Source organism: Micromonospora sp. NBC_01412, from assembly GCF_045040215.1.
Taxonomy (GTDB): Bacteria; Actinomycetota; Actinomycetes; order Mycobacteriales; family Micromonosporaceae; genus Micromonospora; species Micromonospora rubida.
On record NZ_CP109528.1, the window covers coordinates 236,400 to 259,686 of the forward strand.

21 protein-coding genes and 3 pseudogenes are annotated in these 23,287 nt (G+C 67.0%); 13 read left to right on the forward strand and 11 right to left on the reverse strand.

What is annotated here, in order from left to right:
• Positions 1–24 precede the first annotated feature (24 nt).
• The gene (locus tag OG617_RS00940; RefSeq protein ID WP_405097833.1) at positions 25–1,533 is read left to right on the forward strand and encodes a serine hydrolase; all 1,509 of its coding nucleotides are present in this window, start codon (positions 25–27) and stop codon (positions 1,531–1,533) included.
• On the opposite strand, the gene OG617_RS00945 is transcribed toward OG617_RS00940, so the two are convergent.
• A complete protein-coding gene (locus tag OG617_RS00945) occupies positions 1,490–2,320 on the reverse strand; it encodes a hypothetical protein (protein WP_405097835.1) in 831 nt (276 codons plus the stop codon). The genes OG617_RS00940 and OG617_RS00945 overlap by 44 nt on opposite strands.
• Before the next feature lie 266 nt (positions 2,321–2,586).
• Here OG617_RS00945 and OG617_RS00950 point away from each other — a divergent pair.
• Positions 2,587–2,880 (forward strand): annotated as a pseudogene (locus tag OG617_RS00950) (DDE-type integrase/transposase/recombinase); the annotation flags it as partial.
• 413 nt (positions 2,881–3,293) lie between these two features.
• On the opposite strand, the gene OG617_RS00955 reads toward OG617_RS00950, so the two are convergent.
• The 5 genes from OG617_RS00955 to OG617_RS00975 all read right to left on the reverse strand — a co-directional run bounded on the left by OG617_RS00955 (position 3,294) and on the right by OG617_RS00975 (position 7,369).
• A complete protein-coding gene (locus tag OG617_RS00955) occupies positions 3,294–3,593 on the reverse strand; it encodes a transposase (RefSeq protein WP_405097837.1) in 300 nt (99 codons plus the stop codon).
• A gap of 302 nt (positions 3,594–3,895) precedes the next feature.
• Positions 3,896–5,038, reverse strand: coding sequence for an ABC transporter permease (locus tag OG617_RS00960; RefSeq protein ID WP_405097839.1), 1,143 nt, complete (start codon positions 5,036–5,038; stop codon positions 3,896–3,898).
• Positions 5,039–5,082: 44 nt separating this feature from the next.
• Positions 5,083–5,772 (reverse strand): ABC transporter ATP-binding protein, encoded by a 690-nt coding sequence (locus tag OG617_RS00965; RefSeq protein ID WP_405097841.1) that lies wholly within the window; start codon positions 5,770–5,772, stop codon positions 5,083–5,085.
• Positions 5,769–6,836, reverse strand: a complete 1,068-nt coding sequence (locus OG617_RS00970; protein WP_405097843.1) for a peptidoglycan-binding protein — start codon at positions 6,834–6,836, stop codon at positions 5,769–5,771. The genes OG617_RS00965 and OG617_RS00970 overlap by 4 nt, the downstream gene beginning before the upstream one ends.
• Positions 6,833–7,369: a hypothetical protein gene (locus tag OG617_RS00975; RefSeq protein WP_405097845.1), complete on the reverse strand. Its 537-nt coding sequence runs from the start codon at positions 7,367–7,369 to the stop codon at positions 6,833–6,835. The genes OG617_RS00970 and OG617_RS00975 overlap by 4 nt, the downstream gene beginning before the upstream one ends.
• Positions 7,370–7,492: 123 nt before the next feature.
• Here OG617_RS00975 and OG617_RS00980 point away from each other — a divergent pair, with 123 nt between their 5' ends.
• From OG617_RS00980 to OG617_RS00990, 3 genes and pseudogenes are all read left to right on the forward strand, one after another.
• Complete coding sequence (locus OG617_RS00980) at positions 7,493–8,149, forward strand: response regulator transcription factor (protein ID WP_405097847.1); 657 nt, start codon at positions 7,493–7,495, stop codon at positions 8,147–8,149.
• Positions 8,146–9,354, forward strand: a complete 1,209-nt coding sequence (locus tag OG617_RS00985) for a sensor histidine kinase (RefSeq protein ID WP_405097849.1) — start codon at positions 8,146–8,148, stop codon at positions 9,352–9,354. Before OG617_RS00980 ends, OG617_RS00985 begins: the two co-directional genes overlap by 4 nt.
• Positions 9,355–9,482: 128 nt before the next feature.
• Positions 9,483–10,192 (forward strand): annotated as a pseudogene (locus tag OG617_RS00990) (IS6 family transposase).
• A gap of 163 nt (positions 10,193–10,355) precedes the next feature.
• Here OG617_RS00990 and OG617_RS00995 read toward each other — a convergent pair.
• On the reverse strand, positions 10,356–11,417 hold the full coding sequence (locus OG617_RS00995; protein WP_405097851.1) for an amidohydrolase family protein: 1,062 nt from the start codon (positions 11,415–11,417) through the stop codon (positions 10,356–10,358).
• A 453-nt stretch (positions 11,418–11,870) separates the two neighbouring features.
• On the opposite strand from OG617_RS00995, the gene OG617_RS01000 reads away from it, so the two are divergent.
• The 3 genes from OG617_RS01000 (at position 11,871) to OG617_RS01010 (ending at position 13,762) form a co-directional block, all read left to right on the forward strand.
• Positions 11,871–12,104: a hypothetical protein gene (locus OG617_RS01000; RefSeq protein ID WP_405097853.1), complete on the forward strand. Its 234-nt coding sequence runs from the start codon at positions 11,871–11,873 to the stop codon at positions 12,102–12,104.
• Positions 12,105–12,348: 244 nt separating this feature from the next.
• Positions 12,349–13,425, forward strand: a complete 1,077-nt coding sequence (locus tag OG617_RS01005) for an ISAs1 family transposase (protein WP_405097855.1) — start codon at positions 12,349–12,351, stop codon at positions 13,423–13,425.
• 37 nt (positions 13,426–13,462) lie between these two features.
• Positions 13,463–13,762, forward strand: a complete 300-nt coding sequence (locus OG617_RS01010; RefSeq protein WP_405097857.1) for a LysR family transcriptional regulator — start codon at positions 13,463–13,465, stop codon at positions 13,760–13,762.
• Positions 13,763–13,906: 144 nt separating this feature from the next.
• On the opposite strand, the gene OG617_RS01015 is transcribed toward OG617_RS01010, so the two are convergent.
• Positions 13,907–14,392 carry a hypothetical protein gene (locus OG617_RS01015; protein WP_405097859.1) on the reverse strand — a complete coding sequence of 162 codons (486 nt, stop codon included), beginning with the start codon at positions 14,390–14,392 and terminating at the stop codon, positions 13,907–13,909.
• 552 nt (positions 14,393–14,944) lie between these two features.
• Here OG617_RS01015 and OG617_RS01020 point away from each other — a divergent pair.
• Complete coding sequence (locus OG617_RS01020) at positions 14,945–16,408, forward strand: NF041680 family putative transposase (protein WP_405097861.1); 1,464 nt, start codon at positions 14,945–14,947, stop codon at positions 16,406–16,408.
• A gap of 378 nt (positions 16,409–16,786) precedes the next feature.
• Here the strand turns inward: OG617_RS01020 and OG617_RS01025 are convergent, their stop codons facing one another.
• A complete protein-coding gene (locus OG617_RS01025; protein ID WP_405097863.1) occupies positions 16,787–19,090 on the reverse strand; it encodes a tetratricopeptide repeat protein in 2,304 nt (767 codons plus the stop codon).
• Between the two features lie 189 nt (positions 19,091–19,279).
• Here OG617_RS01025 and OG617_RS01030 point away from each other — a divergent pair, with 189 nt between their 5' ends.
• From OG617_RS01030 to OG617_RS01040, 3 genes are read left to right on the forward strand one after another with little or no spacing between them, the layout of a single operon-like run.
• Entirely contained in the window at positions 19,280–19,738 is a 459-nt protein-coding gene (locus OG617_RS01030; protein ID WP_405097865.1) for a hypothetical protein, read from the forward strand.
• The gene (locus OG617_RS01035) at positions 19,731–20,423 is read left to right on the forward strand and encodes a RibD family protein (protein ID WP_405097867.1); all 693 of its coding nucleotides are present in this window, start codon (positions 19,731–19,733) and stop codon (positions 20,421–20,423) included. Before OG617_RS01030 ends, OG617_RS01035 begins: the two co-directional genes overlap by 8 nt.
• Positions 20,420–20,884 (forward strand): dCMP deaminase, encoded by a 465-nt coding sequence (locus tag OG617_RS01040; protein ID WP_405097869.1) that lies wholly within the window; start codon positions 20,420–20,422, stop codon positions 20,882–20,884. The genes OG617_RS01035 and OG617_RS01040 overlap by 4 nt, the downstream gene beginning before the upstream one ends.
• Positions 20,885–21,460: 576 nt before the next feature.
• Here OG617_RS01040 and OG617_RS01045 read toward each other — a convergent pair.
• Together OG617_RS01045 and OG617_RS01050 are read right to left on the reverse strand one after the other, a co-directional pair.
• Positions 21,461–22,642 carry a UDP-N-acetylglucosamine--N-acetylmuramyl-(pentapeptide) pyrophosphoryl-undecaprenol N-acetylglucosamine transferase gene (locus OG617_RS01045; RefSeq protein WP_405097873.1) on the reverse strand — a complete coding sequence of 394 codons (1,182 nt, stop codon included), beginning with the start codon at positions 22,640–22,642 and terminating at the stop codon, positions 21,461–21,463.
• A gap of 86 nt (positions 22,643–22,728) precedes the next feature.
• A complete protein-coding gene (locus tag OG617_RS01050) occupies positions 22,729–22,914 on the reverse strand; it encodes a hypothetical protein (RefSeq protein ID WP_405097875.1) in 186 nt (61 codons plus the stop codon).
• 180 nt (positions 22,915–23,094) lie between these two features.
• Here OG617_RS01050 and OG617_RS01055 point away from each other — a divergent pair.
• Positions 23,095–23,274: pseudogene (locus OG617_RS01055) on the forward strand (helix-turn-helix domain-containing protein); the annotation flags it as partial.
• Between the last annotated feature and the right edge of the window lie 13 nt (positions 23,275–23,287).

The window sequence follows — 23,287 nt, forward strand, 5'->3', positions numbered from 1 at the left end:
TGTCCATCGTTCGAGAGGACCAGGATGCAGGAAAGCGAGACAGGCGAACGGCTCGGCCACGAGTCCCCGCGTCGACACCTTCCGGTCGAGTCGCAGTCGGTCGACCCCGACAGTCCGCTCCTGGCCGACATGCTCGCTCTCTGGCGGGAGTTGCTCAGCCAGCCCGAGCTGCCGGTGGACGCCGATTTCTTCGCCTCCGGCGGCCAGTCGCTGCTGGCGATCCAGCTTCTCCAACGGGTACGCCGGACGCTCGGCATTCCGGTTCCACTGGACACGCTCATCTCGGCGCCCACCCCGCGCCGGCTCGCCGAACGGCTGACCGTCCTGCGCGCCGAGCACCGCCGGGACGAGCCGGCAGACCGGCCGGCATCCCGGTCGGCGGCTGGTGCGCTGGACCGGGCGATCGCCGAGGCGATCGGGGAGGTCCGACACCTCGGCATCCAGCTCTACGTCTCGATCGCCGGCAAGCCGGTGCACGACCGGGTCTCCGGCCACCGCGAGGACGGCACGCCGTTGGGGCCCGACGACGTTCTGCCCTGGTTCAGCGGTGGCAAGCCGCTACTCGCGGCGGCCCTGTGTGAGCTGTGGCGCCGCGGGTCACTCGACCCGAACGAGCCGGTGGCGACCTACCTGCCGGCGTTCGGCACCGACGGCAAGGCCGCGATCACCCTCCGGCACCTGCTCACCCACTCCTCGGGGCGACTGCTCACCGACGACCCGCGCAGCGCCGACCCTTACTGCGTGGGCTACGCGCAGGCGGTCCAGGGAGCTCTCGCGGCCCGGCTGCACCCGGACGACGTGCCCGGTCAGCAGCCGTCGTACTTCTCCTCGGCCATCGGCTGGCTGGTGCTGTCCGAGGTGGTCCGGCAGCTGGACGGCCGCGACTTCGACCGGTTCGTGACCGACGAGATCGCCGGTCCGCTCGGCACGACGTACCACTATGGTTTTTCCGCCGACGAGCTGCGGGCGCTCGGCGGCCAGGTGGGCACCTACCACCGGCACAGGGCGGCGGAGCTCAGCAGCCCGCAGGAGGTGGAGACCGCTGCCGACACCCGGCGGCTGCTGGCCAGCGGCCTGGTCCACACGACCCGGCATCCGGGTGAGGGGCTGTGGGCCAGCGCCCGCAGCATGGCCCGGTTCTACGAGCTGCTCTGCCACCATGCGGTCGGCGATGCGTGGAGTGCCGGGCATGATGGCCTGCTGGACGCACCGACCGTCCAGCAGATGATCCGACCGCAGCGACCGAGCTTCTTCGGGGAGGCTCCCCTCATCGACTTCGGGTTGGGCCTGACGCTGGAGAGCAGACGGCACGGGGAGGAGCACGCGTACTACGGGTCACACACCAGCCCTCGCACCTTCGGTCACCAGGGCCACGGGTCGTCGCCGATGGCATACGTCGACCCGGAACACGAGCTGGTGGTGGCCTTCAACGGCAACGGACTGCCCGGCTTTGTGTCGGGCAAATCCATCTGGCACCGGGTCAGTGACGCTATCTACCGGGAACTGGGGCTGGTGTCACCGACCGCCCGGTGATGAACTCCGCCAACAGCCGACCGGCTCTGGCGTCCGCGAGCAGGTCGGTGCGGGGAACGTCGAACCGGACCCGGCGGTCGCCGACCGCCGGGAAGGCGTCCTCGGGGTGCGTGGCGGACATGACGGTCAGCACCGGGAGCCGCAGCGCGGTGACCGGTGTCGGCAGCTCGGCGAGAGCGGCCACCACCAGGTACGACAGGTAGCGCTGGAACCGGACGGCGAGGTCGTCGACGAGGTCGTCGTCCAGGTCCAACTCCCGGCCGACCTGGCCGACGGACCGGACGTAGCTGTCACCGAGACGCCGGGCCAGGCCCACCAGGGCGGCCCCTCCCGGCACCGGGCCGGACACCTCATCGCCGCTGGTCGGCGGCTGGTCGAGCACCGCCACCAGCGATTCGATCGAGCTGTGGTACGCCTCCAGGAGCAGTTCGTGGGTCGCCACCGCAGGATCGACCAGCACCAGGCTGACCGGGTGTCCGTGGGCGGTGAAGTCGTGCGCCAGGCGGGTGGCCACGGTCGCGCCGGAGCAGTATCCGATCACCGCCGAGATCCGCGCACCGGTGGCGAGGACCGCGTCCCGCCAGGCGTCGACCTGCCGGACGGCGTCGACCGGGTCGTCGATGACGCGGTCCGGCGGCCGGGTGGCCAGCACGGTACAGCCGGACGGCAGCCGGGCGGCCAGGTCCACAAACCCGGCCTCCGGCCTGGCCCCGCCGAAGTCGACGGTGAGCACGAGGTCCTGCCCGCCATCACCTACCCGGAGCAGGCTCCACATCTCCGTGTCCACGAGGTCTCCTCAGTTCAGGGTTGGGTACGACGGCCGTCCGAGTGGGACGGCCACGTCCATGATCTTCTGGCGCGACCATGCCTATCTCGATCATGGCCGCTTACCCCCACCAGCACCACCAAACAAATCGGTCGATAGTTACCGATCAAATCAGTGACCATGGCTCTGTTGCATTGGGTGAATGCATGATCGACTCCAGCTTGCCCGGTGTGGTCTGCTTGGCCGGTAAGGTCGCTGTCTCGTGTCCCGTCCTGGTCCCCGCCCATGATGTGGAGGAGTTGCTGGCCGAACGCGGTGTCGAGGTGGATCACGTCACCGTCTACCGGTGGGTGCAGCGGTTCACCCCGCTGCTGGCCGACGCTGCCCGGTTCGCCCGCCACTGTCCTGGTGACCGCTGGCACGTGGACGAGACCTACGTCAAGGTCGACGGCGTCTGGCGGTACGTCTACCGAGCCGTCGACCAGCATGGTCAGATCACCGAACTACCCGTCTCGGCACGTAGGGACGCCGCCGCGGCCCGGCGGTTGTGGCCGAACTGGCTTGGATGCGGCTGGACGCCACCGGACTCGCCACTCTCAGCAAGATCATCTGACTACGGATCTGAGTTCCCCCCGCTTTGCTGGAGCGGTGGTTACCTGCTGCCGGTTGTGCAGGGGTGGTGATAGGTGGCTGGGCTGGGTTGCTCTGGTGGGTGTGCCAGGTGGTCTCGTACTCGTCGGGGCTGAGGTAGCCAGCTCGCGTTGGATGCGGCGGGTGTTGTACCACCCGTCGATGTAGGCGAAGATCGCGTTCTCGGCCTCGTCGCGGGTCGCAGAGGAACCCGGAGACTCAGACGCGCCGGCCCAGTAGTGCTTTGTTAGGTTCGGTGGGCGTTTGTTGCGGTGTAACGGTTTCACGGGTTGGTGGCAGGTGGTGCAGGTGCCCGTCCAGGTTGCGAGGAGTCGTTGCAGCTCGCGGATGATCCTGTAGAGGGTCAGGCTGGCCCCGCCATCCGTACCGGCCCAACCTCGGTCTGCACCGTCTTCGCCCCATGCCCGTTACGCACATTGGCCCGCCGGCCGGTCGTCTCATCAACGCCGGCCTCGTCAAGATGGGCATCCAGTTCGGCGTCGAGCGCTGATTCCAGGACGGTCCGAGTGATCCCTGCGAGGAGCCCACCCGGCCCGACCAACGAGACTCCGTCGGCCTTGGCCCGCTCGACCAACTGCTGAGCGAACTCCACCTCCGCCGCCGTCGGCCGCGGAAGCTGAACCGCATTCTTCTTGTCTGCCATGACGTGGTCCTTCCCGGACAGGATCAACGTCCTGTCCAACGGACCACACCCAGGTCAAACACGGAGATCTAGTCCCCCTCTTGACACAGAGGGGAGCCAGAAGCGCTTATTGCCCCATCGTTCATCGTCGCGCTCGACGTCTACGGAGATTGACTCAGCGGCCTGCGCTGACCTCGCCGCGCCCTCCGCCATGGTCAACAAGTGGCGCTCGTTCTCACGAACACCCGGGCAGGGCGGGCCGGCGAGGTGGCGCCGAGAGTGACGAACATTTGCCTCCCGATATCCTGGGCAGGGCGGCCCGGTCAGGCAGAGCCGAGTGCCGCAGTCGGGGCAAGCCGAGCAGCGCGTATCGCGGGATACAGCCCGGCCATGCCGCCGACCAGCAATGTCGTACCAACGCCGCCGGCCAGCGCCCACCCGGGTACGACTGCCGGCCACTCCTGGAAGAACGCATAGGTGCCGGTGACACCTGTTCCGAGGAGCACGCCGGTGATCCCACCGAGCGCGGACAGCAGCAGTGACTCGGCGAGGAACTGTACGCGGATCTGACCTCGGGTGGCACCGAGGGAACGGCGTAGTCCTACTTCTGAACGGCGTTCCAGGACCGAGATCACCATAGTGTTGGCGACGCCGATTCCACCTACCAGGAGGGCGACAGCGCCAAGCCCGAGCAGTAACCCGGTGAATGCCTGGTCGGTGGCCTGCTCCGCCGCGAGTGCGTCTGACGGCTGGGAGACCTTGACCTCGTTGGGATGCTGAGGATTAGTGGCTGCGGCGAGGACGGCTCGTACATCAGCAACCATAGATTTGGTGGCCCTTGTGTATATCTGGGTGGGGTGCCCGTCGAAGCCGAAGTACGTCGTTGCGGCCTCGGAGCCCATCAGCACGGCGAGGTCGAGTTCCGGTGTGAGCGGAACAGGTGCGAGGATCCCCACGATGGTGAACCAGCGTCCGCTGACCCAGATTTGGCTGTCGGGATTGGCATCGGTGATGCCGAGCCGACTGGCGGTCTTAGAACCAAGTACGACGGCGGGATAACGCGCCGTAGCGGCGTTAAGCCACACCCCGTCAAGGATCTGAGCACCAACGGTGTCCAGAAGTCCAAGGTCTGCCATGTACACGCCGATGCCGCCGGATTCACCGGCCGGGATGCGGTCATTACGATATGCCTTGACATCTGGCAGCTGCCCGATCGCTGTCGCAGATTCGACCGGGCCGATCCGCCGGACCATTTCGACGGACTCTGTTGGTAGCCTCGCCGCACCGCCGTACAGTGTGTTCCCGGGCGTGGCGGTGAGCAGGTTGGTGCCGAGTTGGTCAAGGGTGCGCTGTAGCTGGGCCCGTGATGAGGTCGAGATACCGACAACCGCAATCATCGCCGCGATGCCGATCGCGATGCCGATTGCCGACAGCACCGCACGGGTCGGGCGCGTTCGCAGACCCACCGCACCGACTCGAAGCACGTCGCGGGGCCGGAGGCGCGCGGGGGTCAGCACGCGGGCGTCCGGGCGGTGTCGGCGACGATCGCACCGTCGCGCATCGAGATTTGCCGGGGAAGTGCTGCCGCGAGTTCCCGGTCGTGGGTGATGACGACGACGGTGGTGCCGTCGGAGTTGAGCTCGCGCAGCAGTTCGACCACTGCGGCACCCGAGTTGCTGTCGAGCGCTCCGGTTGGCTCGTCGGCGAGCAGCAATAAGGGTTTGCCGATGATGGCACGCGCGATTGCGACCCGCTGCTTCTCGCCCCCGGACAGCTCATGCGGGCGGTGGCTGAGCCGGTGGCCGAGTCCAACTCTGTCGAGCGCGGCGGCGGCGCGGTGCCGTCGTTCTTTCAGAGGTACCCCGCAGTAGAGCAGTCCGTCAGCTACATTGTCGAGCGCAGGTACTCCAGCTGCAAGGTGGAACTGCTGAAAGACGAAGCCGATGCGGCTCGCGCGCAGTGCCGAGAGTTGCCGGTCGGTCAGCAGTGCGATATCGAATTCGTCGATGATTACCTGGCCGCTCGACGGTCGGTCGAGCGTGCCGATGAGATTGAGAATCGTGGACTTGCCGGAGCCGGAAGGTCCGACCAGAGCGACGAGCTCACTGCGGTCTATGGTGAGTGACACGCCTCGTAGCGCGATGACGCCGCCGGAATAACGGCGCGATACCTCGTGCAGAGTGATGATTGGCGTCGTCATGAGGGAATGGTCACCGCCGTTCCATCGCTGATGTCGCCGCGAATCTCCACCCGGCCATTGGCGAACATTCCGGTCTCGACGGCGACGACTCGGGTCGTATTACCGTCAACCACCTCCACGCCGTAGCCGCCCTCGGACAAGGCCAGCAGGGCGGCCACCGGCACCGTCAGCACGTCCTTACGTTTCTGTGCAATGAACTGCACATCAACGGGGCTGCGGTGCAGGGTGCCGAGCTCGGCCTGGTCAGCGACGGTTACCGTGATCCGGATCTTCGGCTCGCCGGCTCCTTCCCCAGGGCCGCCGGCCCCTTGGTCGCCGCCACCGTTCTCCACGGTGTTTGCGGTGCCAGCGACGACACCCGCGACCATCTTTCCGGTCGGCAGTGTGACGGTAACCTTCGTGCCCTTTCGGGCAAGTAGCTGGTCGGTGACCTTGAGCTCGACGGTTACCTGCCGCATGCCAGTCGTGTAGGTGAGGATGTCTGCGGCGGCCTGTGCTCCGATTCGCACCTTGTGTTCAGCGATCCGCGCTTTGGCCGGCGTAAACACGACCCGCTCGGCGTCGATGACACCGGTCTGCGGTAGGTCTAGCGTCTTCTGCCATCGCTTGACCGCCGCTTCGGTGCGCTGGTCGTACCTGTCGTCGGTTGTGAAGCCGGCGTATCCGAGGGCACGCAGATTTTTCGTCAATTGACGTACATCGGAGCCCTTGTCACCGGACTTCAGCGAGCGATACATCGGAATCTGCCCGTATAGCAGAATCACCGGCATTTCGTCTACCTTGTAGAGAGTCTTGCCGCGGGTGATGGTGGATCCCACTGGGGGTAGCCAGGTGATGATGCCGCTACCACGCCCGCCGACCACGACCGCGTCACCGTAGTCGAGCATTCCGCTCTCGGTCCGTGTGTCCACCAGCGTCTGCTTTGTGACCTTGCCGGTCGCAGCGGGCTGGGGCGCGTACTGCGGGGTGGGCCTAGTCGTTCCGTTGATGCCCAGCAGGGAGGCGACCACCCCCCCGCCGGTCAGTACTGCGGCACCGCCCGCGAGGAAGACCCGACGTCTCACTCCTGGCCCGCCTTCGGCGCGTACTGGACGCACGCTTCGTTGGCCTTAGTGAACTTATCTGCATCGCCTACCGGGAGCGCGGGCATCGGCGGCACGCTGCCGTCCGCCAGCGGGTCCGGCGTATCCACGCCATGCTCCCGCATGCACTTCGCGAACTGTCGCATGTGCTCCAGGTCGGCACCGCTTAGCTTGACCGGCTCGCCACCGTTGGGCAGGTATTGCTTACAGGCGGCGTCTGCCTTCTCCAGCTTGCTTTTTTCAGCCGCGTCCCCTACGGCAAGCGCGGGACCAGCGGGCATGGCGCCGCCCGCCCCCGGATCGGGCATGTCCACGCCGTTGTCGCGCATACACTTAGCGAATCTCCGCATCTGCTCCTCGGGGTCGCCGCCGCCCGCTGGTTGACCACTCGGCCCAGCCTGCGCCTTGTCCCCGCCGGCTGTGGCAACGCCCGGCCCGGTTTCGTCCTGGCCGCAAGCAGCCAACGCGATTACTAGCAGCGGTACGGCAAACAATACGGACATGAGCCGGTTCATCCCGTTTTCTCCCTTATTGTGGCTACGTCACAGTAGGTTCGAGTTCAGCACGCTGACCGTGAGGTCAGCGCTAGCGCCCGCGCTAACAGAAATCTCACAGGCTCCTGAGGCACGATGCGTGCCATGCGGGTGCTTGTGGTGGAGGACGAGCGGCTCATCGCCGATTCGATCGCAACGGGACTACGACGGCAGGCAATCGCCGTGGATGTGGCCTACGACGGTGATGCGGGACTTGAGCGCCTCAGCATCAATGATTACGACGTCGTAGTGCTCGACCGCGACCTACCTGTCGTGCACGGCGACGACGTTTGTCGGGCGCTGGTGGATTCGGATAGCGAGACCCGTATCCTGATGCTCACAGCTTCCGCGGGCATTCGCGACCGGGTCGCAGGGCTCGACCTCGGCGCCGACGACTACCTGGTCAAACCCTTCGCGTTCGCCGAACTACTCGCCCGCGTCCGCGCGCTTGGACGCCGCGCCCGGCCAGCTGCGCCACCCGTGCTGGAACGCGCCGGAGTACGACTTGACCCCAACCGTCGTCAGGTGTACCGAAACGGCACCTACGTCGGGCTGTCCCGGAAGGAGTTCGCAGTCCTCGAGGAGCTGATGCGCGCCGAAGGTGGCGTCGTGTCAGCCGAACAACTTCTGGAAAAAGCCTGGGACGAGCACACCGATCCTTTCACCGGCGTTGTCCGATTCACCATCATGATGGTGCGACGGAAACTCGGTGCCCCACCGCTGATCGAGACCCTCCCAGGCGTCGGCTACCGCATCCCATGAAGCTGACCCTCCGCGCTCGTCTGACCCTTGTCTACGGCGCCGCGTTCGCGTTGGCGGGAACGGTCCTTGTCACGCTGATGTATTTTCAACTCTCCGCAGCGCTCGACCGACAACCGCTGGACACGGTCAGCGCCGCCGCACAGGTCATCGAAGCGAGCAGCCTGCAGCCGGCGCTGCCCACCACCGGCGCAACAACACCGTCAGCTTCTACTCTGCCGATCGAACAGGTGCGTGCCGAGGTCGTCCGACAGAACACCAACGCGCGCGACAACACCCTGCGGTTGATGCTGTTGTGGTCGTTCGCAGCACTTGGCGGGGTGGGCATCGTCGCTGTCGGGATCGGCTGGCTGATGGCCACACGCCTGCTCGCCCCGCTCCACAGCATCACCGCGACTGCCCGCCGCGTCGCTGAGCACAGCCTCCACGAGCGGATCGCACTGGACGGGCCAACCGACGAAATCAAAGATCTGGCCGACACATTTGATGAGATGCTGGAGCGCCTCGACCGGTCGTTCGACGGCCAGCGCCGCTTTGTGGCCAACGCATCCCATGAACTGCGCACCCCTCTGACCATCAACCGGACGGTTATCGAGGTGGCGCTCGACGAACCGGAGGCGCCAGAGTCCACCCGCCAACTCGGCCGGACTCTGCTCGCGGTGAACGCACAACATGAACGCCTCATCGACGGACTGCTCACCCTCGCGACCACCGAACAGATGCCCCCGGACCGCGACGACATCAACCTCGCCGAGATCGTCACCCACACCGTACGGCAGGCGACGCCGGGAGCTACGGTCGACCTTCGCGTCGTCGCGGAATCGGCGCCACTGGCCGGCGACCCCGTCCTCCTCGAACGGCTGGCACAGAATCTCGTCGACAACGCGATCCGGCACAACATTCCAGTTGGCGGCTTCGTCACCGTGTCCTCGCAGCGGCTGCCCGACGGCAGTGCCGAACTGACCGTCTCCAACAGCGGCCCAATAGTGCCCAGCTACGAGGTCGAGCGGCTCTTCGAACCGTTCCGTCGGCTTGCCCCAAACGGCACCTTGGCCGACAGGAAAGGCTCCTACACTACCCGGGGCGCCGGGCTTGGCCTGTCAATCGTACGGTCAGTCGCGATCGCACACGGTGGCACGGTCACCGCCGAGGCCCGTCCCGACGGCGGGCTGACAGTGCGCGTCCAACTGCCCGGTAATGCCAGCTAGACGAGTAAGTCCTAGCTTGATCTTTAGCCTGTGCAGCGTGGACGGGGATTGACGGACTGGCTCTGTTGCATTAGGTGCAAGCATGATCGACTACCGCGTTTGATCGGTGTGGTCTGCTTGGCCGGTCGCTGTCTCGTGTCCGGTCCTGGTCCCCGCCCGCGTCGGCGTTCGCGGGGTTCCGGTTCCCGCCCGAGGTGATCGTTCTCGCGGTGCGCTGGTACCTGCGGTTCAACCTCTCCTACCGGGATGTGGAGGACCTGCTGGTCGAACTCGGTGTGGAGGTGGATCACGTCACTGTCTACCGGTGGGTGCAGCGGTTTACCCCGCTGCTGGCCGACGCTGCCCGATTCCACCGCCACTGTCCAGGCGACCGGTGGTTCGTCGATGAGACCTATGTAAAGGTCAACGGGTCTGGCGGTACGTCTACCGGGCGATTGACCAGCACGGGCAGGTCATCGACGTGTTTGTCTCAGCCCGTCGGGACGCCGCCGCAGCCCGCCGGTTCTTTCAGCGCGCGATGCGGACGTTGAAGGTCACGCCCAGTGAGGTGGTCACCGACGCCGCCCCCGTCTACCCCGGCGTGCTCGATGAGCTGGTCCCGTCGGCTTGGCACCACGTCGAACGGCACGCCAACAACCCGATCGAGGCCGACCATAGCCAGCTCAAGCACCGGCTCAGACCGATGCGCGGGCTTCGCACCGACCGCACCGCCCAGACGATCATCACCGGGCATGCCTTCGTGCAGAACCTCCGCCGCGGACACTACGAACTCGCCACCGATGATCCACCCGCGACGCGGGTGGCCACCGCATTCACCGAACTGGCCCGAGCGATCTGACCGGTGCCCCCTGACAAGGCTCGGCGTGCCCACCGATCCGACAACGCAACAGCGCCACATGCACCCACAGGCACCCGCCCAACCTCACCACGCTGACGCCGAGCGGACTTGGACCAGCCGGCGCTCGTATTGCGGCAGATGCGGATGTTCAGCTCGTTCGGGGTTATCGGAGATCCGGTCGCTTGTGAACGCGCTTTCCGCGGACGATGACGGCTCGCGGCTTGTCGAGTTGGCTTGGGTCGGTCCGTGGGTCGGCGTCGAACACGACCGCGTCCGCTGGGGCTCCGTCCACCAAGCCGGGCAGCCCGAGGTAGGACCTGGCGGTCCAGGATGCGGCGGCGAGCGCCTCATGTGGTGATACGCCAGCGGCTACCAGAGCGCGAATCTCATGGGCGATGCCACCATGTGGCCGCGAGTCCGTACCAGCCAGTACGGTGACCCCGGCCTCGACGGCGGCAGCTGTGAGCCGGGCGTGCGCGCTTGCTCCGGGCACGTACCAGCTGTTGCGTGCGCGTTCCGGGTCAGCGGTAATCTGCGCCAGGGAAGCGGTGATCACCGACAGTGTCGGAGTCAGCGCGGTACCCTGCTCGGCCATACGCGGTAACAGCTCTGGGTCCAAGCCCATGCCGTGCTCCACGGAGTCCACACCCGCCTCAACTGCGGCCAATCCGCCTGCCGCGTGCTGTGAGTGCACCGCGAGGCGCCCACCGACCGCATGCACGCGCGTGACAGCCTCGCGTAGCACTTCGACCGGCATGACGTCGTCGTCAGGCCGCCAGTCGATTACCACCTTGGCCCACCCGGTACGGGCTGCCTGCTCGGCCGCGACGGCGGGCAGGTCGGTCAGCTCTGGGCGGCGGCCCCAGCCTTCCATGAACTGTCCGTGCTGCGCGATCCACGGGCCGGCGTGGACGGCTCGCGGACTTTCGTCCGCTTGGCCGAACCAGTCAGGCGGGTCGCCCGCGAGGCCGGGGGCACGGATGAGCGTGACTCCCGAATCCAAATGCGCCCGAAGGTCCTCCCGTAAGACGGCGACATCCAATGGCTGGCCTGGCGTCTCGGCTCCGGGGTGGGTATGCGCATCGACCAGTCCGGGCAGTATCCAGCCCTCGGCGACGAGCTCGGCACCGGCCACCGGATCCGAGGTCCACCGATCACCGTCGGCGTAAAGGTCGACCGGCTCGCCCTCGGGAAGAGCGAAACCGCGGACGCGCAGCACTGCCACCACACCACCCCCGCACCGAATCCCACCCAGACGGGCAGACGGTCAGCATGCCACCTCGTTGGCTGACCGATTCGAGCAGTGACCCGGATCTGGTGACCCGACGGAACCTGCGGCTGGAACATCCGCTCATCGGCTACTTATCTACTGGTGGCACGACCGCAGCCCGGCCAGGCTTGGTCGAGGTGACCGGCGGGATCGCTCTCTCATCGGCTGCCCATGACCGTAAGCCGAGGACTCGTCTGGGGCCCAACACTGCACCACGCGATCCTTGACCGGCACCAATCGGTCAGATCCGTCGCCGACGAACTCGGTGTCTCGATCCATCACGTCCGAGCTGTCCTGCGCACCCATCCGTTACCGCGGCCGGGATCGGTCCGCGCGGCTCGCACACTCAGCATCCTTCCCACACCGCCGAGCGCTCACAGCCAGGGAGCCGTTCAACGCGCGGGCGGCGTGATCTACGTCGATCCGGCATGGCTGCAGGAGGAATACGCCACCTGGCATCGGAGCATGACCGACATCGCGAACGAGATCGGCTGCGAACGCTCCGCCCTCGCGACGTTCGCGCGCACGCACGGCATCGCGCTCCGCATCGATGGCAGCCCCAACGACATCATCAACCGGGAAGCCCTCGGCGACCAGCCAGGGCGATTGCGTAGTCGGTTGGCGGGTGCCCTGAGCTGGTGATGTGCGCAGTGAGTAGCCTCTGTGGAGGCCGAGAGAGCGGGTGAGATCGCGTCGGTGATCATGGAGTTCTCTACGCTTCACGACACCCCGAGGACCTCACCCGCCGATGTCATCATGCCCGATCCCCGCACTGTCCGCCGTTGCCGGCACCTGTGACACGTCACCGCCTGTGGTCACCGAGGGTGAGTGCGCGGGGTTGTTGCACGCCTTGTCGGCGGTCCCGGATCCCCGCGACCCGCGTGGGGTGCGGTATCCGCTGTCGGGCCTGCTCGCGGTCGCGGTGTGCGCGGTCCTGGCGGGGGCATCGTCGTTCGCCGCGATCACCGACTGGCTGCACGATCTGGACGAGCAGGCCCGCGACCGGCTCGGTTTCGCGCACGGGGTGCCGGTGGGTACGACGGTGTGGCGGTTGCTGACCCGCCTGGACGACGGGCTGCTGTCCACAGTCCTGGCCGGTTGGCTGACCGTCCGCGCCAGGCCGGTGACCACGCCTCGGCCACACCGGTACCGGACGGTGATCGCCGTGGACGGGAAAACCCTTCGGGGTGCCCGCCGAAGCGACGGCGGTCAGGTCCACCTGCTCTCCGCGCTGGATACCAGCACCGGCATCGTCCTGGCCCAGGTCACCGTGAGCGCGAAAAGCAACGAGATCCCCGCGTTCGCGCCGCTTCTCGACGCCGTCGAGACCGTGTTGGGCAGCCTGACCGGTCTGCTGTTCATCGCCGACGCGCTGCACACCCAGACCGCCCACGCCGACGAGATCGCCGCCCGCGGCGCCCACCTGATGATCCCCACGAAAGGCAACCAGCCCACCCTGTTCACCCAGCTCAAAGCCCTACCCTGGCCCGACGTCCCACTCGGCGACCGCCGCCGCGACACCGGGCACGGCCGCCACGAGACCCGCACCGTCAAAGCCATCACCGTGCACACCCCCGGCGGAATCAGGTTCCCCCACGCCGAGCAGGCCATCCGGATCATCCGGACCCGCACCACCGGCGGGAAGACCAGCCGCGAGACCACCTACTTCACGGTGTCCCTACCCGCCGAGCAGGCCCAACCCGCCGACTTGCAGGACTGGGCCCGCCGCGAATGGCACATCGAGAACCGCATACACCACGTCCGGGACGTCACGTTCCGTGAAGACCTGCACCAGGCCCGCACCGGCACCGGACCCGCCGTCCTGGCCACCCTGCGCAACACCTCGATCGGCTACCACCGCACAAACGGCGAGGCCAACATCGCCCGCGCCACCCGACGCGCCAACCGCCGCCCACACGACCTCATCACCGCCGTGACCAGCACCTATCCGACAACGCAATGACCCTGGCGACCAGCACCCCTCGACATTCCCCGAACCGTTGCGCCTGGCCATGTACGGGCTCGGAGCTCGATCCCGGCTGGAACGCTTCGTCGTCATCGTCCACGAGCGAAGCACTGGTCGAGCCGCGCGCGTCCTCGATAGCTCCATTGGCACGCTCTGCCGACAACTCCATCGACTTGAAGGCTGCGTCGGCGGGCCGCTCTTTCTCAGAAGCCCAGCCAAGGCTCTCGACACGCTCACCCCTCTGGGAGAGCAGCTCTACCGGCAAGCACGCGAATACCTCGGGATCGAAACATCTCCCGAGCCCGACGCGGCCTCGGGCATCACCACCACCTGAAGAAAAGGCCAACTTGGTTGCACGCTCAGGCAGCACGAGAACTCTCCGCGCGTGCCGGGCCTCTGCGTCTTTCCGGTGATCCCAAGGGCCAAGTAGCTGGTCAAGGGGCCACCTTCGCCGAATCCCTACACCAATGGCTTCGGGTCAGGTCCGCTTGCGGCTCGCGATCTTGTCAGAGAGCTGCTGCACGTGGGCGGGGTCCGCGTCCCGGGCAAGGGCGACGTAGTGGTCCATGACGGCCGGCCGGTAGCGCACGGGCAACGTCTGTCCTGGGGCGAGTCGGGTGAGCTCGGTGATCGTGAGGGCTTCGTCTGCGATGCCGCGGAACGAGATGCCGTCGGCGGTCTCCACGTCGAACATCAAGACCACGCGGGGGTTGCTGTTGACCTCCCGCCAGTCGACGAGAACGCCGAGCGCGAGCACTCCCGTACGCAGTTCCGCATTACGCTTCCGTGCATCACTGCTCAGGAGCGGGTTCGGGGCGACGCCGGGAAAGTCGGGCCCGACGCCGAGCGATTCCCGACTCAGGTCGGGCCTGAGCTGCGCCGTCAGATCGTTGAGCTCCTTCTCCGAACCAAACATCGAACCAAACATCGAACCAAACATCGAACCGACCATCCTGCCGAACATCCTGACCCCTCCCTCACACCGGGGCCGGAATCTCGGCCTGGCACTTCGTCCTCACGGCGATTGTACGTCGCGGCCATTCCCGAGCGCCGTCGCATCGCCCCGTCCCGATGGGGTCGCCGTCTGCGGTCGCGGACGGGTTCGGTCGGTGCACCTGTCTGTCGGACGAGCCACGTCCGCACGCCGACAGCTCGGGATCGAAACGTCTCCCGAGCCCGACGCGGCCTCGGGCATCACCACCACCTGAAGAAAAGGCCAACTTGGTTGCACGCTCAGGCAGCACGAGAACTCTCCGCGCGTGCCGGGCCTCTGCGTCTTTCCGGTGATCCCAAGGGCCAAGTAGCTGGTCAAGGGGCCACCTTCGCCGAATCCCTACATCAGTTATCGATCACCGCCACGCGACAACTTCCTACGGACCCCCCGACTTACGAAACACGCCTTAGCTTGATCTTTAACCGCTGAGGTCCTGTGGGGACCCCGACCGATGACGGAAACAGCCCTTGGTTGATGATCTTCTTGTCTAGGGAAGAACATCAATAGCCAAGGGCTGTTCTGGTGACCAGTGTGCATGACCGTCGTCCGGCTGATGCCGTCGGGGAGTTGGCGAGGTTCCGGCGAGAGTTCTACGACTGCTTGACTGCTCGGGCTGACGCGTTGTTCGACCTGACGGACGCGGTGTTGTGCGCTGACGGGCCGGTCCGGTCGTTGGTGGAGTTGTCGTTGGTGGGTGAGCACCGTCGGGGTCATGGGGCGTTGTATGACGCCGTCGCCTGCGGGCGACTGGACATCGATCGGTTGCGCACCGCCCTCGCCGGGGTGCCGTTGCCGCGGGCGGCTGATGGTCGTCTCGTCCTGGCGGTCGACATCACCTGCTGGCTGCGGCCGGACGCTCACACCTCACCGCAGCGGATCCTGTGTCACACCTATGGACGCGGCAAGGATCAGACCATCATGATCCCGGGCTGGCCGTATTCGATGGTCGTGGCGTTGGAGTCGGGCCGAAGTTCGTGGACCGCACCGTTGGACGCGGTGCGGCTGGCGCCGGGTGATGACGCGGCCACGGTCACCGCTGGCCAGCTGCGAAACATCGTGGGGCGGCTGATCGCGGCCGGGCAGTGGCAGCCCGGGGACCTGGAGATCCTGGTCGTGGCCGACGCCGGCTACGACGCGCCCCGACTGGCGTTTCTCCTGCGTGATCTGCCCGTGCAGGTCCTCGCGCGGATGCGCTCAGACCGGGTACTCCGCCGGGCCGTGCCACCTCGGCAGCCGGGGACGATCGGCCGGCCATCCCGCCACGGCGGCGAGTTCGTTTTCGGTGATCCCGCGACCTGGGGTGAGCCCGACGCTGCCACCGTTGCCGATACCCGGCTCTACGGCACGGCGTGGGCCCGAGCCTGGGACCGGTTGCACCCCCGGTTGACCCACCGATCCGCCTGGATCGACTCAGCGAAGGTACTGCCGGTCATCGAGGGAACCGTCATTCGTCTGGAGGTTGGGCATCTGCCCAGCGGCGCGACCCCGAAGCCGGTGTGGCTGTGGTGGTCCGGCGTTGACGCCACCAGCGCTGATGTCGACCGGCTCTGGCAGACGTTCCTGCGCCGCTTCGACATCGAGCACACGTTCCGGCTGTTCAAGCAGACCCTCGGCTGGACCTGCCCGAAGATCCGCACGCCACAGGCAGCCGACCGCTGGACCTGGCTGATCCTCGCCGCCTACACCCAGCTCCGTCTGGCCCGCGCCCTCGCCACCGACCTTCGCCGGCCCTGGGAGAAACCCGCACCACCGCAGCGTCTGTCACCCGCCCGCGTCCGCCGAGGGTTTCGGCACCTCCGCGCGAAGGCCACCTGTCCCGCCGGTGCACCCAAACCCTCCCGGCCAGGACCAGGGCGACCACCCGGCCGTCGCAACAACCACCTCACCCCGCGCTACGACGTCCACACCGCGACCACCACGAACGCCAAGACAGCAGCCGCAAAGAAGACGAAATCCGTTAATCCTCGTCCACGCCGCACGGGTTAAAGATCAAGTTAAGAGCCCTGCCGGCAGCAGGGGGGCGCTTTCGCGCCTCGCACTGACGGCCATCGTCGTCACCGCCAGCGCCCTGGCCTACATCATCGCCGGCCCACACCGACTTCGCCCCGCCAACGACTACGACTGACAACACTGCCAGCCCGAACGACGCCGCTCTGCACGTCGACACCGCGAACCTGGCACCGGAACCGGACCGCCCTTCAGCGGACCAAGAAGTGTGGGTTGTCCACCGACCCCCTCTGGGACGTCGGGCCGTCCCGGGCATCCCCGACGAGTTCGTGCGCTCTGCGCAGCGTCGCCGGCTGGCTGGGGCTGATGCTTGGAGGCTTCGTCTGCGCTCGCCGCGCGAGCAGCGGCCGTCGGCGACTATGGCTCCCGTTCGGGATAACGGGGATAGGGCAGACCGAACCACTCCGCGAACGGTGGATATTCGTTGACTGTCGTGCCCACCTCGGGGGTGGGCTCAGGGGCGCGCCACGGCGCTGCGGTTCGCCCATCAGGCTCTAACCCGTAGCGGCGCAATTGCTCCGCCTCGGTCCCTTTCAAGCTGAATTGGAGTTCGATGAGGTCAGCACCTGCCAGGCACGCGTCGCGAAGCGCCCGTTCGGCCTCCTTCGCGCGCCCGTCCTTCTCGAGTACATCGGCCAGCGTCGACAACACTTCCGTCGTTGGTTGCGCCACGCCGCGCAGTAGTTGTTCCGCCTCAGCAGTGCGCTTGGTTTCGGCGAGCATGCGGGCCAGTGCGACGAGCGCGTGCAGGTCCTCGGCGGCTGTCTGGCGAAGGAGCGCCTCGGCCTGCTCGGGCTGACCGGCTTGCCGGAGGAGGTGCCCGAGCCGAACCGGCGCCTGGGGTTTGCCAGCGGCGGTCAACCGCCGAAGCACCTCGTTCGCCTCGTCGTGATGCCCGAGGTGCATGAGTTGGTCGGCAACGTCGAGAAGGACTTCCTGGTCGTCGGTGGCCGCCCGCTGCTGTAGGACATCCGCCGCATCCTCAGTCTTGCCCAGGCGGTCTAGCATGTTGGGCAGCAGCAGATTCGCGTGCTTGTCGCCGGCGTCGGCGGCCCGCCGCAGCCAGCTTTCGCCTTCTTCGAAGAGTTCGGGATCGTCGTCGAATTCGATGCCGTCGTCGATGAGCAGTCCGGCGAGCCGCTGCATGGCCCAGGCATGGCCGTCTTCGGCCGCGTGTCGCAACAATTCGTCCACTCCGCGCCACTGGTCGGCCTCGATCAGTAGTTCGACCCAGTGCTCCAGGGCATCCGCGGGGATCCTGTGGACAATGGTCGAGCGTAATGTCCGGCTCTCCTCTGCGCGGCCGAGGTCATCCATGAGGCCGGCGAGCAGAATCGCGGCGATCGGGCTGCCCTTGGCGGTCTGCTGGTGCAGCAGGGGTTCCAGATCGCCTTGCTGGTCTTGCTCGTACAGCACGTTTGCCAGCACGACGAGCGCGTGGGGATCGCCTTGTTCTGCGCGGCCCGTCAACAAGCTGCGGGCCTCGTCGCTGCGCCCGCTGTCGGTGAGTAGGTCCACGAGCCGAACAAGAGCGTCGAGATCGTCAGGGTTCTCGACGAGCTGTCGCAGGTGCCGCTCGGCGTCGGCGGGGTCTTCGTGCACCTGCTGACCCGAGGTCGCGTCCCACACGTACCGCTGCGCGAGCGATTGAATGGCGCCCTCATGGCCGAGGTCGGCCGCTCGCCTTACCCAGGGGTCGCTCTCGTCGTGCCGGTCGAGTCTGCTGAGAAGCACGCCGATGGCCATGGCCGCGCCGGGTGAGCCCTGGTTGGCCGGCGACGCGCAGAGTGTGACCGCATCGTGGTAGAGATGGCGTTCCTCGGCTTCCCTGGCCAGGCGTAGCTGGTCCTCAAGCGGGCCTGGATCGGCGAGCAGGACGGCCCACAACTGTGGGGGCAGCGGATACATGTCTTGCTCTGGACGCAGGTGCTGAAGGAGATAGTCGGCGAGCACGTAGCCTTCGGGCTCGCCGAGATCGGGCTGAGACCGCACCGGCGTCAGCGGAGCGATTACGCCCTTGACCATCCGGGTGACGTAGGCGATGGCTGCGGCGAACCAGGGCGCCGTGCAGGCCCGTTGCTGTTCGTCGAGATAACCTGCCGCCGCGTGTTCGAGCATGGTCGCAGACAGCGGGGCGGCGCGACCAGCGGCGCGGGCATCGGCTGCGGCAAGCATGAGCGCTCGGGCGTACGGATCGGCATCCCGGTAGGTGGCGATGAGGTCCGGGCCGGCTGCCAGTGCCTGGGTGATCCGGTTCGAGGAGCCGGCGGTCGCGATGGCGTCGCGGAGGCGTGGATCGGACCGCAACCGGGCCAAGTCGACATCGGCGGGTAGAAATGTCGGCGGTACGTCGATGCGGACTGCTCGGGCCAGCAGTGTTCGAACCTCATGGTATGGATCAGCGTCGTCCGCGTCCGGCTGTGTGGTGAAGCCTTGCCAGTACTGCGGCCACAGGGTGCCGATCACGACCGCAGGCGCGTTCGAGCGCAGCATCTCCATCAGGGCGACGGCCGCCGCCTCGCCGTGGGGAGAGCTGAAAGCGAGCTCGTCGCCGCCTACGACGCCTACCGGCAGCTCGAACGACAGTTCCGGACCGAGCAGGAGTCGGCCGCGCGCAAGGCCCGGTGGGGTGCGCTCGCCGACACGATCACCGAAGTTCACGTGCCCGGGCCGACTCTCACCACGGTGCCGTCGGCCGCGGAGCTACCACTGTCGGAGATCACGTCCGGTCTGCCTTGTCAGCAAACTACTGAGGGCAACTCGACCCCGGCAACGACGACGGGATGGTTCCGGGCGAACTTCCGTACCGGACCGCTAAGGATCGCCCTGTGCGGAAGCCGATCAACTGGTGTGAACAACGCCCTGGTCGACGACGCGGTGGCTGCGGTCAGCCGATTGCTGATGAACCACCGCTGCACGGTCGACCACGGCCCGGTGGGCATCGGGATCGAGATCATGACGTACATCGCCGACCATTACCGCCCACCCGCCCTGCAAGCTGCAGTCGGCCTGTTCGGTCGACCTAACGTGGTGCGCAACGCCGATTTCCTGCTCATCATCGGTGGTGGCCGGGGCACCCTCGACGAGGTCGATGTCGCTACGTCAATGGGCAAGAAGATGCTGCCTTTCGCTGCAAGCGGCGGGACAGCCCGCGACGTCATGGACCGTATGCGGGCCGACGTAAGCTTGCGGTCATGGTTTCCCGGGGACATGTTCGCCGCGCTCGCGGCCTGCGCCGGGGCGGAGGATTTCACCAAGCTCGTTGAGCAGATCATCGCTACCGACCTGAGGAGCTTTCCCCGTGAGTAGGCGGCCGTATGTCCTGCTGAGCTGCGCCATGTCCATCGACGGCTACCTGGACGACACCACCGCGGTGAGGCTGTTGCTGTCCAATGACGCCGACTTCGACCGCGTCGACGCCGTACGCGCCGAGTGCGACGCGATTCTCGTCGGAGCCAATACCATCAGGAAGGACAACCCTCGGCTGCTCGTTCGGTCCCAGGCCCGCCGTGACGATCGGATCGCACGCGGTCTGCCCGCCTCGCCAACGAAGGTCACCTTGACCGGCCAGGGAGACCTCGACCCGGACGCGCAGTTCTTCCGCGCCGGCGACACCGAGAAGATCGTGTACTGCGCCACCCCTGGGTGGGACAAGGCACAGGAACGGCTCGCCGGCGTAGCCACGGTCGTGGATGTCGGCAACCCCGCCGACCCACGGCGTGTCGTGGAAGACCTGGCGTCCCGTGGCATCCAACGGCTGATGATCGAAGGTGGTGGCACCATCCACACCCAGTTCCTCACCGCCGGACTCGCGGATGAACTACACCTCGTCATCGCGCCCTTCTTCGTCGGCGACTCGACGGCACCCCGCTTCGTCAACGACGGCTCCTACCCCTGGAACCCGAGCGATCGGGCTCAACTCGTCGAGACACGCCAACTCGGCGACGTCGTCCTTCTGCGCTACGCCCTCTCCCCCCGGTACGGCCAGGGATGACCGACCAGCAACACGTCGACCGGCAGTGGCTGCAAGCTGCGATCGACCTGTCACACCTCTGCCCAGCTGTGAAAACCGCGTACGCCGTCGGCGCCATCATCGTCGACCGCTTTGGACACGAGGTCAGCCGAGGCTTCTCCCGGGAGACCGACTCCCACGTCCACGCCGAGGAGTCCGCCCTCGCCAAACTCGCCGACACCAGAGTCGACCTGTCCGGATCGACGATCTACACATCACTCGAACCGTGCAGCGTCCGGAAGTCCCGTCCACGCCCCTGCGCGGAGCTGATCATCGCCGCCGGGATCACCCGAGTCGTCCTCGCCCTCCGCGAGCCACCCCTCTTCGTCACCTGCCACGGCGTCGAACTCCTACAGACGGCGGGCGCAGAGGTCATCGAGATACCCGAAATCGCCGACCAGGTCAGAGCGATCAACGCACACCTCCCCGGCATCGGCGGGTAGCCGGAGCGTCGACGGACCCCGCACGCAATCGTGCGCAGTCTGCTTCTGCCGCAGATAACGCAACTGCGTATTTCCCGCCAGCCGGCCGCGAGGCGGACAGCGAGCTACAGGCTCTTGCCTTCGCAGCACACCGTGGTGCGGCTGGACCCGTGTGGCACGCGGGCCCGCATGCCACGGCTCCTACACCGCGCCGATCGGGCCTCCTGACCGGAGACGAACCCGGAAAATTCACCCTCGCCCCGAAACGGACCTAATCCTCCGTACCACCCTTTGAGCGACCCCCACTCTGGGCGTCAACTCCTGGCGGGGGTGGCGCCGCCGCGCTTCTGCTGTCCCAAGCAGTACGGCCTTTGGTCCTGCGACACGGTCGATCAAGGCAGAGGCACCAGATGACGACCGAGTACCCGCCCGCAGCGCCGCCGCTTCGGCCAGACAGCGGGCGAAGAAACGAACCATGGCTGCGCCGAGGGCCGTGGGCGTGTGACTGGATAATCGAGGTCAGGCCGGAAACACCGCTGGATCCACACACCCGGCCCGGCCGGGTGTACGGCGGTGGTCGGTTCGGGTACCTAGCCTTTACTGGCGGCGACCCTGGCATGCGGAGACCGTAAGGATTTCGGTTACGACTCGGGCGGCGGCATCTGGTCGGCCGTGCACAGTGGCGGCCTGGGACATCGCGGTTCGGCGGTGGGAGTCGGCCAGCAGGTTCGTGATGGCGGCGTGGAGGTGGTCGGGGGTGGCCTGGTCGCCGTCGAGCATGACGGCGGCGCCCTCTTTTGCGAGGTGACGGGCGGTGATGCGTTGCTCGTCGCCTGCGGAGACCGGATAGGGGATGAGGATGGATGCCTTGCCGAGGGCGGTGAGCTCGGCGACGGTGCCGGCGCCGCTGCGGGCCACGACGATGGCCGCCGCGGCGAGCAGGTCGGGCAGCTCATCATGAATGAAGTCGACGACGCGGTAGCGGTGCGCGACCTGCGTGGGAAGCCTGTGGGCGATCTGCTGCATCTCGGTGTAGCTGAGGCTGCCGCACTGGTGGACGACTTGGCAGTGCTGTAGCAGGTCGGGCAGCGTGCCGGCCAGCATCCGGTTGATCTGTTGGGCGCCGGATGCGCCGCCGGTGACCAGCACGAGCGGGACAGACGGGTCGAGGCTGTACGCGGCCAGGCCCTTCGCGGGGTTGCCGTTGAGCACCGCCGGCCGTACCGGGTTCCCGGTGACGACCGCCCGGCGGCGGACCCGTGGCGATAGGTGATCGAGGGACGCCTCGTGGCTGAGCAGGATCCGGGTGGCGACGCGGGCGAGGATGCGGTTGGCCAGGCCTAGGCTGAGCGTTTGTTCGTGCATCAGGTATGGCACGCGGAACAGGGCCGCGGCGAGGCCGATCGGGACGGAGACGAATCCGCCGGTGCTGAGAACGACCGCCGGCCGGGTCCGGGCGACGGTGAGGGCGGCCTGCGCGATGCCCAGGGGGATGCGGAAGGCGTCGACGACGTTGCGGGCCAGTTCGCGGGGGTTGGGTGAGCGGCGAAGCTTGCCGGTGGTGATCGCCCGGAAGGGGATGTTGTTGCGGTTGGCGATCTTGGCTTCGAGGCCGTCGGCGACGCCGACCCAGAGCAGTTCGGGTGCGGTGCCGGTTTCGGCGAGCCGGACCTGCAGGGCGTTGATCGTGGTCAGGGCGGGGTAGGTGTGTCCGCCGGTGCCGCCGCCGGTGACGATCATGCGGAGCGTGTGCAGGCGCTGGGTGCTGTAGAGGGACATGCCGAGCCACTCCGAGGATCGCGGTACCGGACGGGTCGAGGCAGTCTAGCGACCACGCGGTGTCGCTTTCGCCCGATCTTTGTGGGCTATGTGATGCGCTGGCCGGCGCCGTGGTCGATCAGGGCGGCGCAGTCGGCGAAGTCGGCTGCTTCCTTGCCCCAGGGGTCGGGCACGTCGGCGCCGGTGAGGTAGTGCCGGATTTTGGGTCGGTCATCCGCGCCTCGGTTGGCTTCATCTGTGGTCGTCGCCTTGGTCATCAATTCCGCGATCACCCCGCGTCCCCCGCAACCATCATGGCCAGCAACGCACCGCTACCCGGCATCTGTCGCCGGAAAAACTGGCCCTCAAGCCGGTAGAAGATCTTGTTGCCGTTCTGCACGACACTTGGGCTCAATCGGTGGTTGCAACGCCTTCGTTGATGGTGGTGGAGGTGGTTGCTGATGGCGGCGCGGTTGTCGGCGGGGGAACGTGAAGAGATTGGTTTGGGTCGGGCGGCGGGGTTGTCTGTGCGGGAGATCGCTCGCCGGTTGGGGCATGCGCCGTCGACGGTGAGTCGGGAGGTCGGCCGGTTCGAGCGGTATGGGCAGGTGTATCGCGCCGCTTATCCGGATTGGCGGAGCAACGCGGCATGAGGCAGGCTCGACG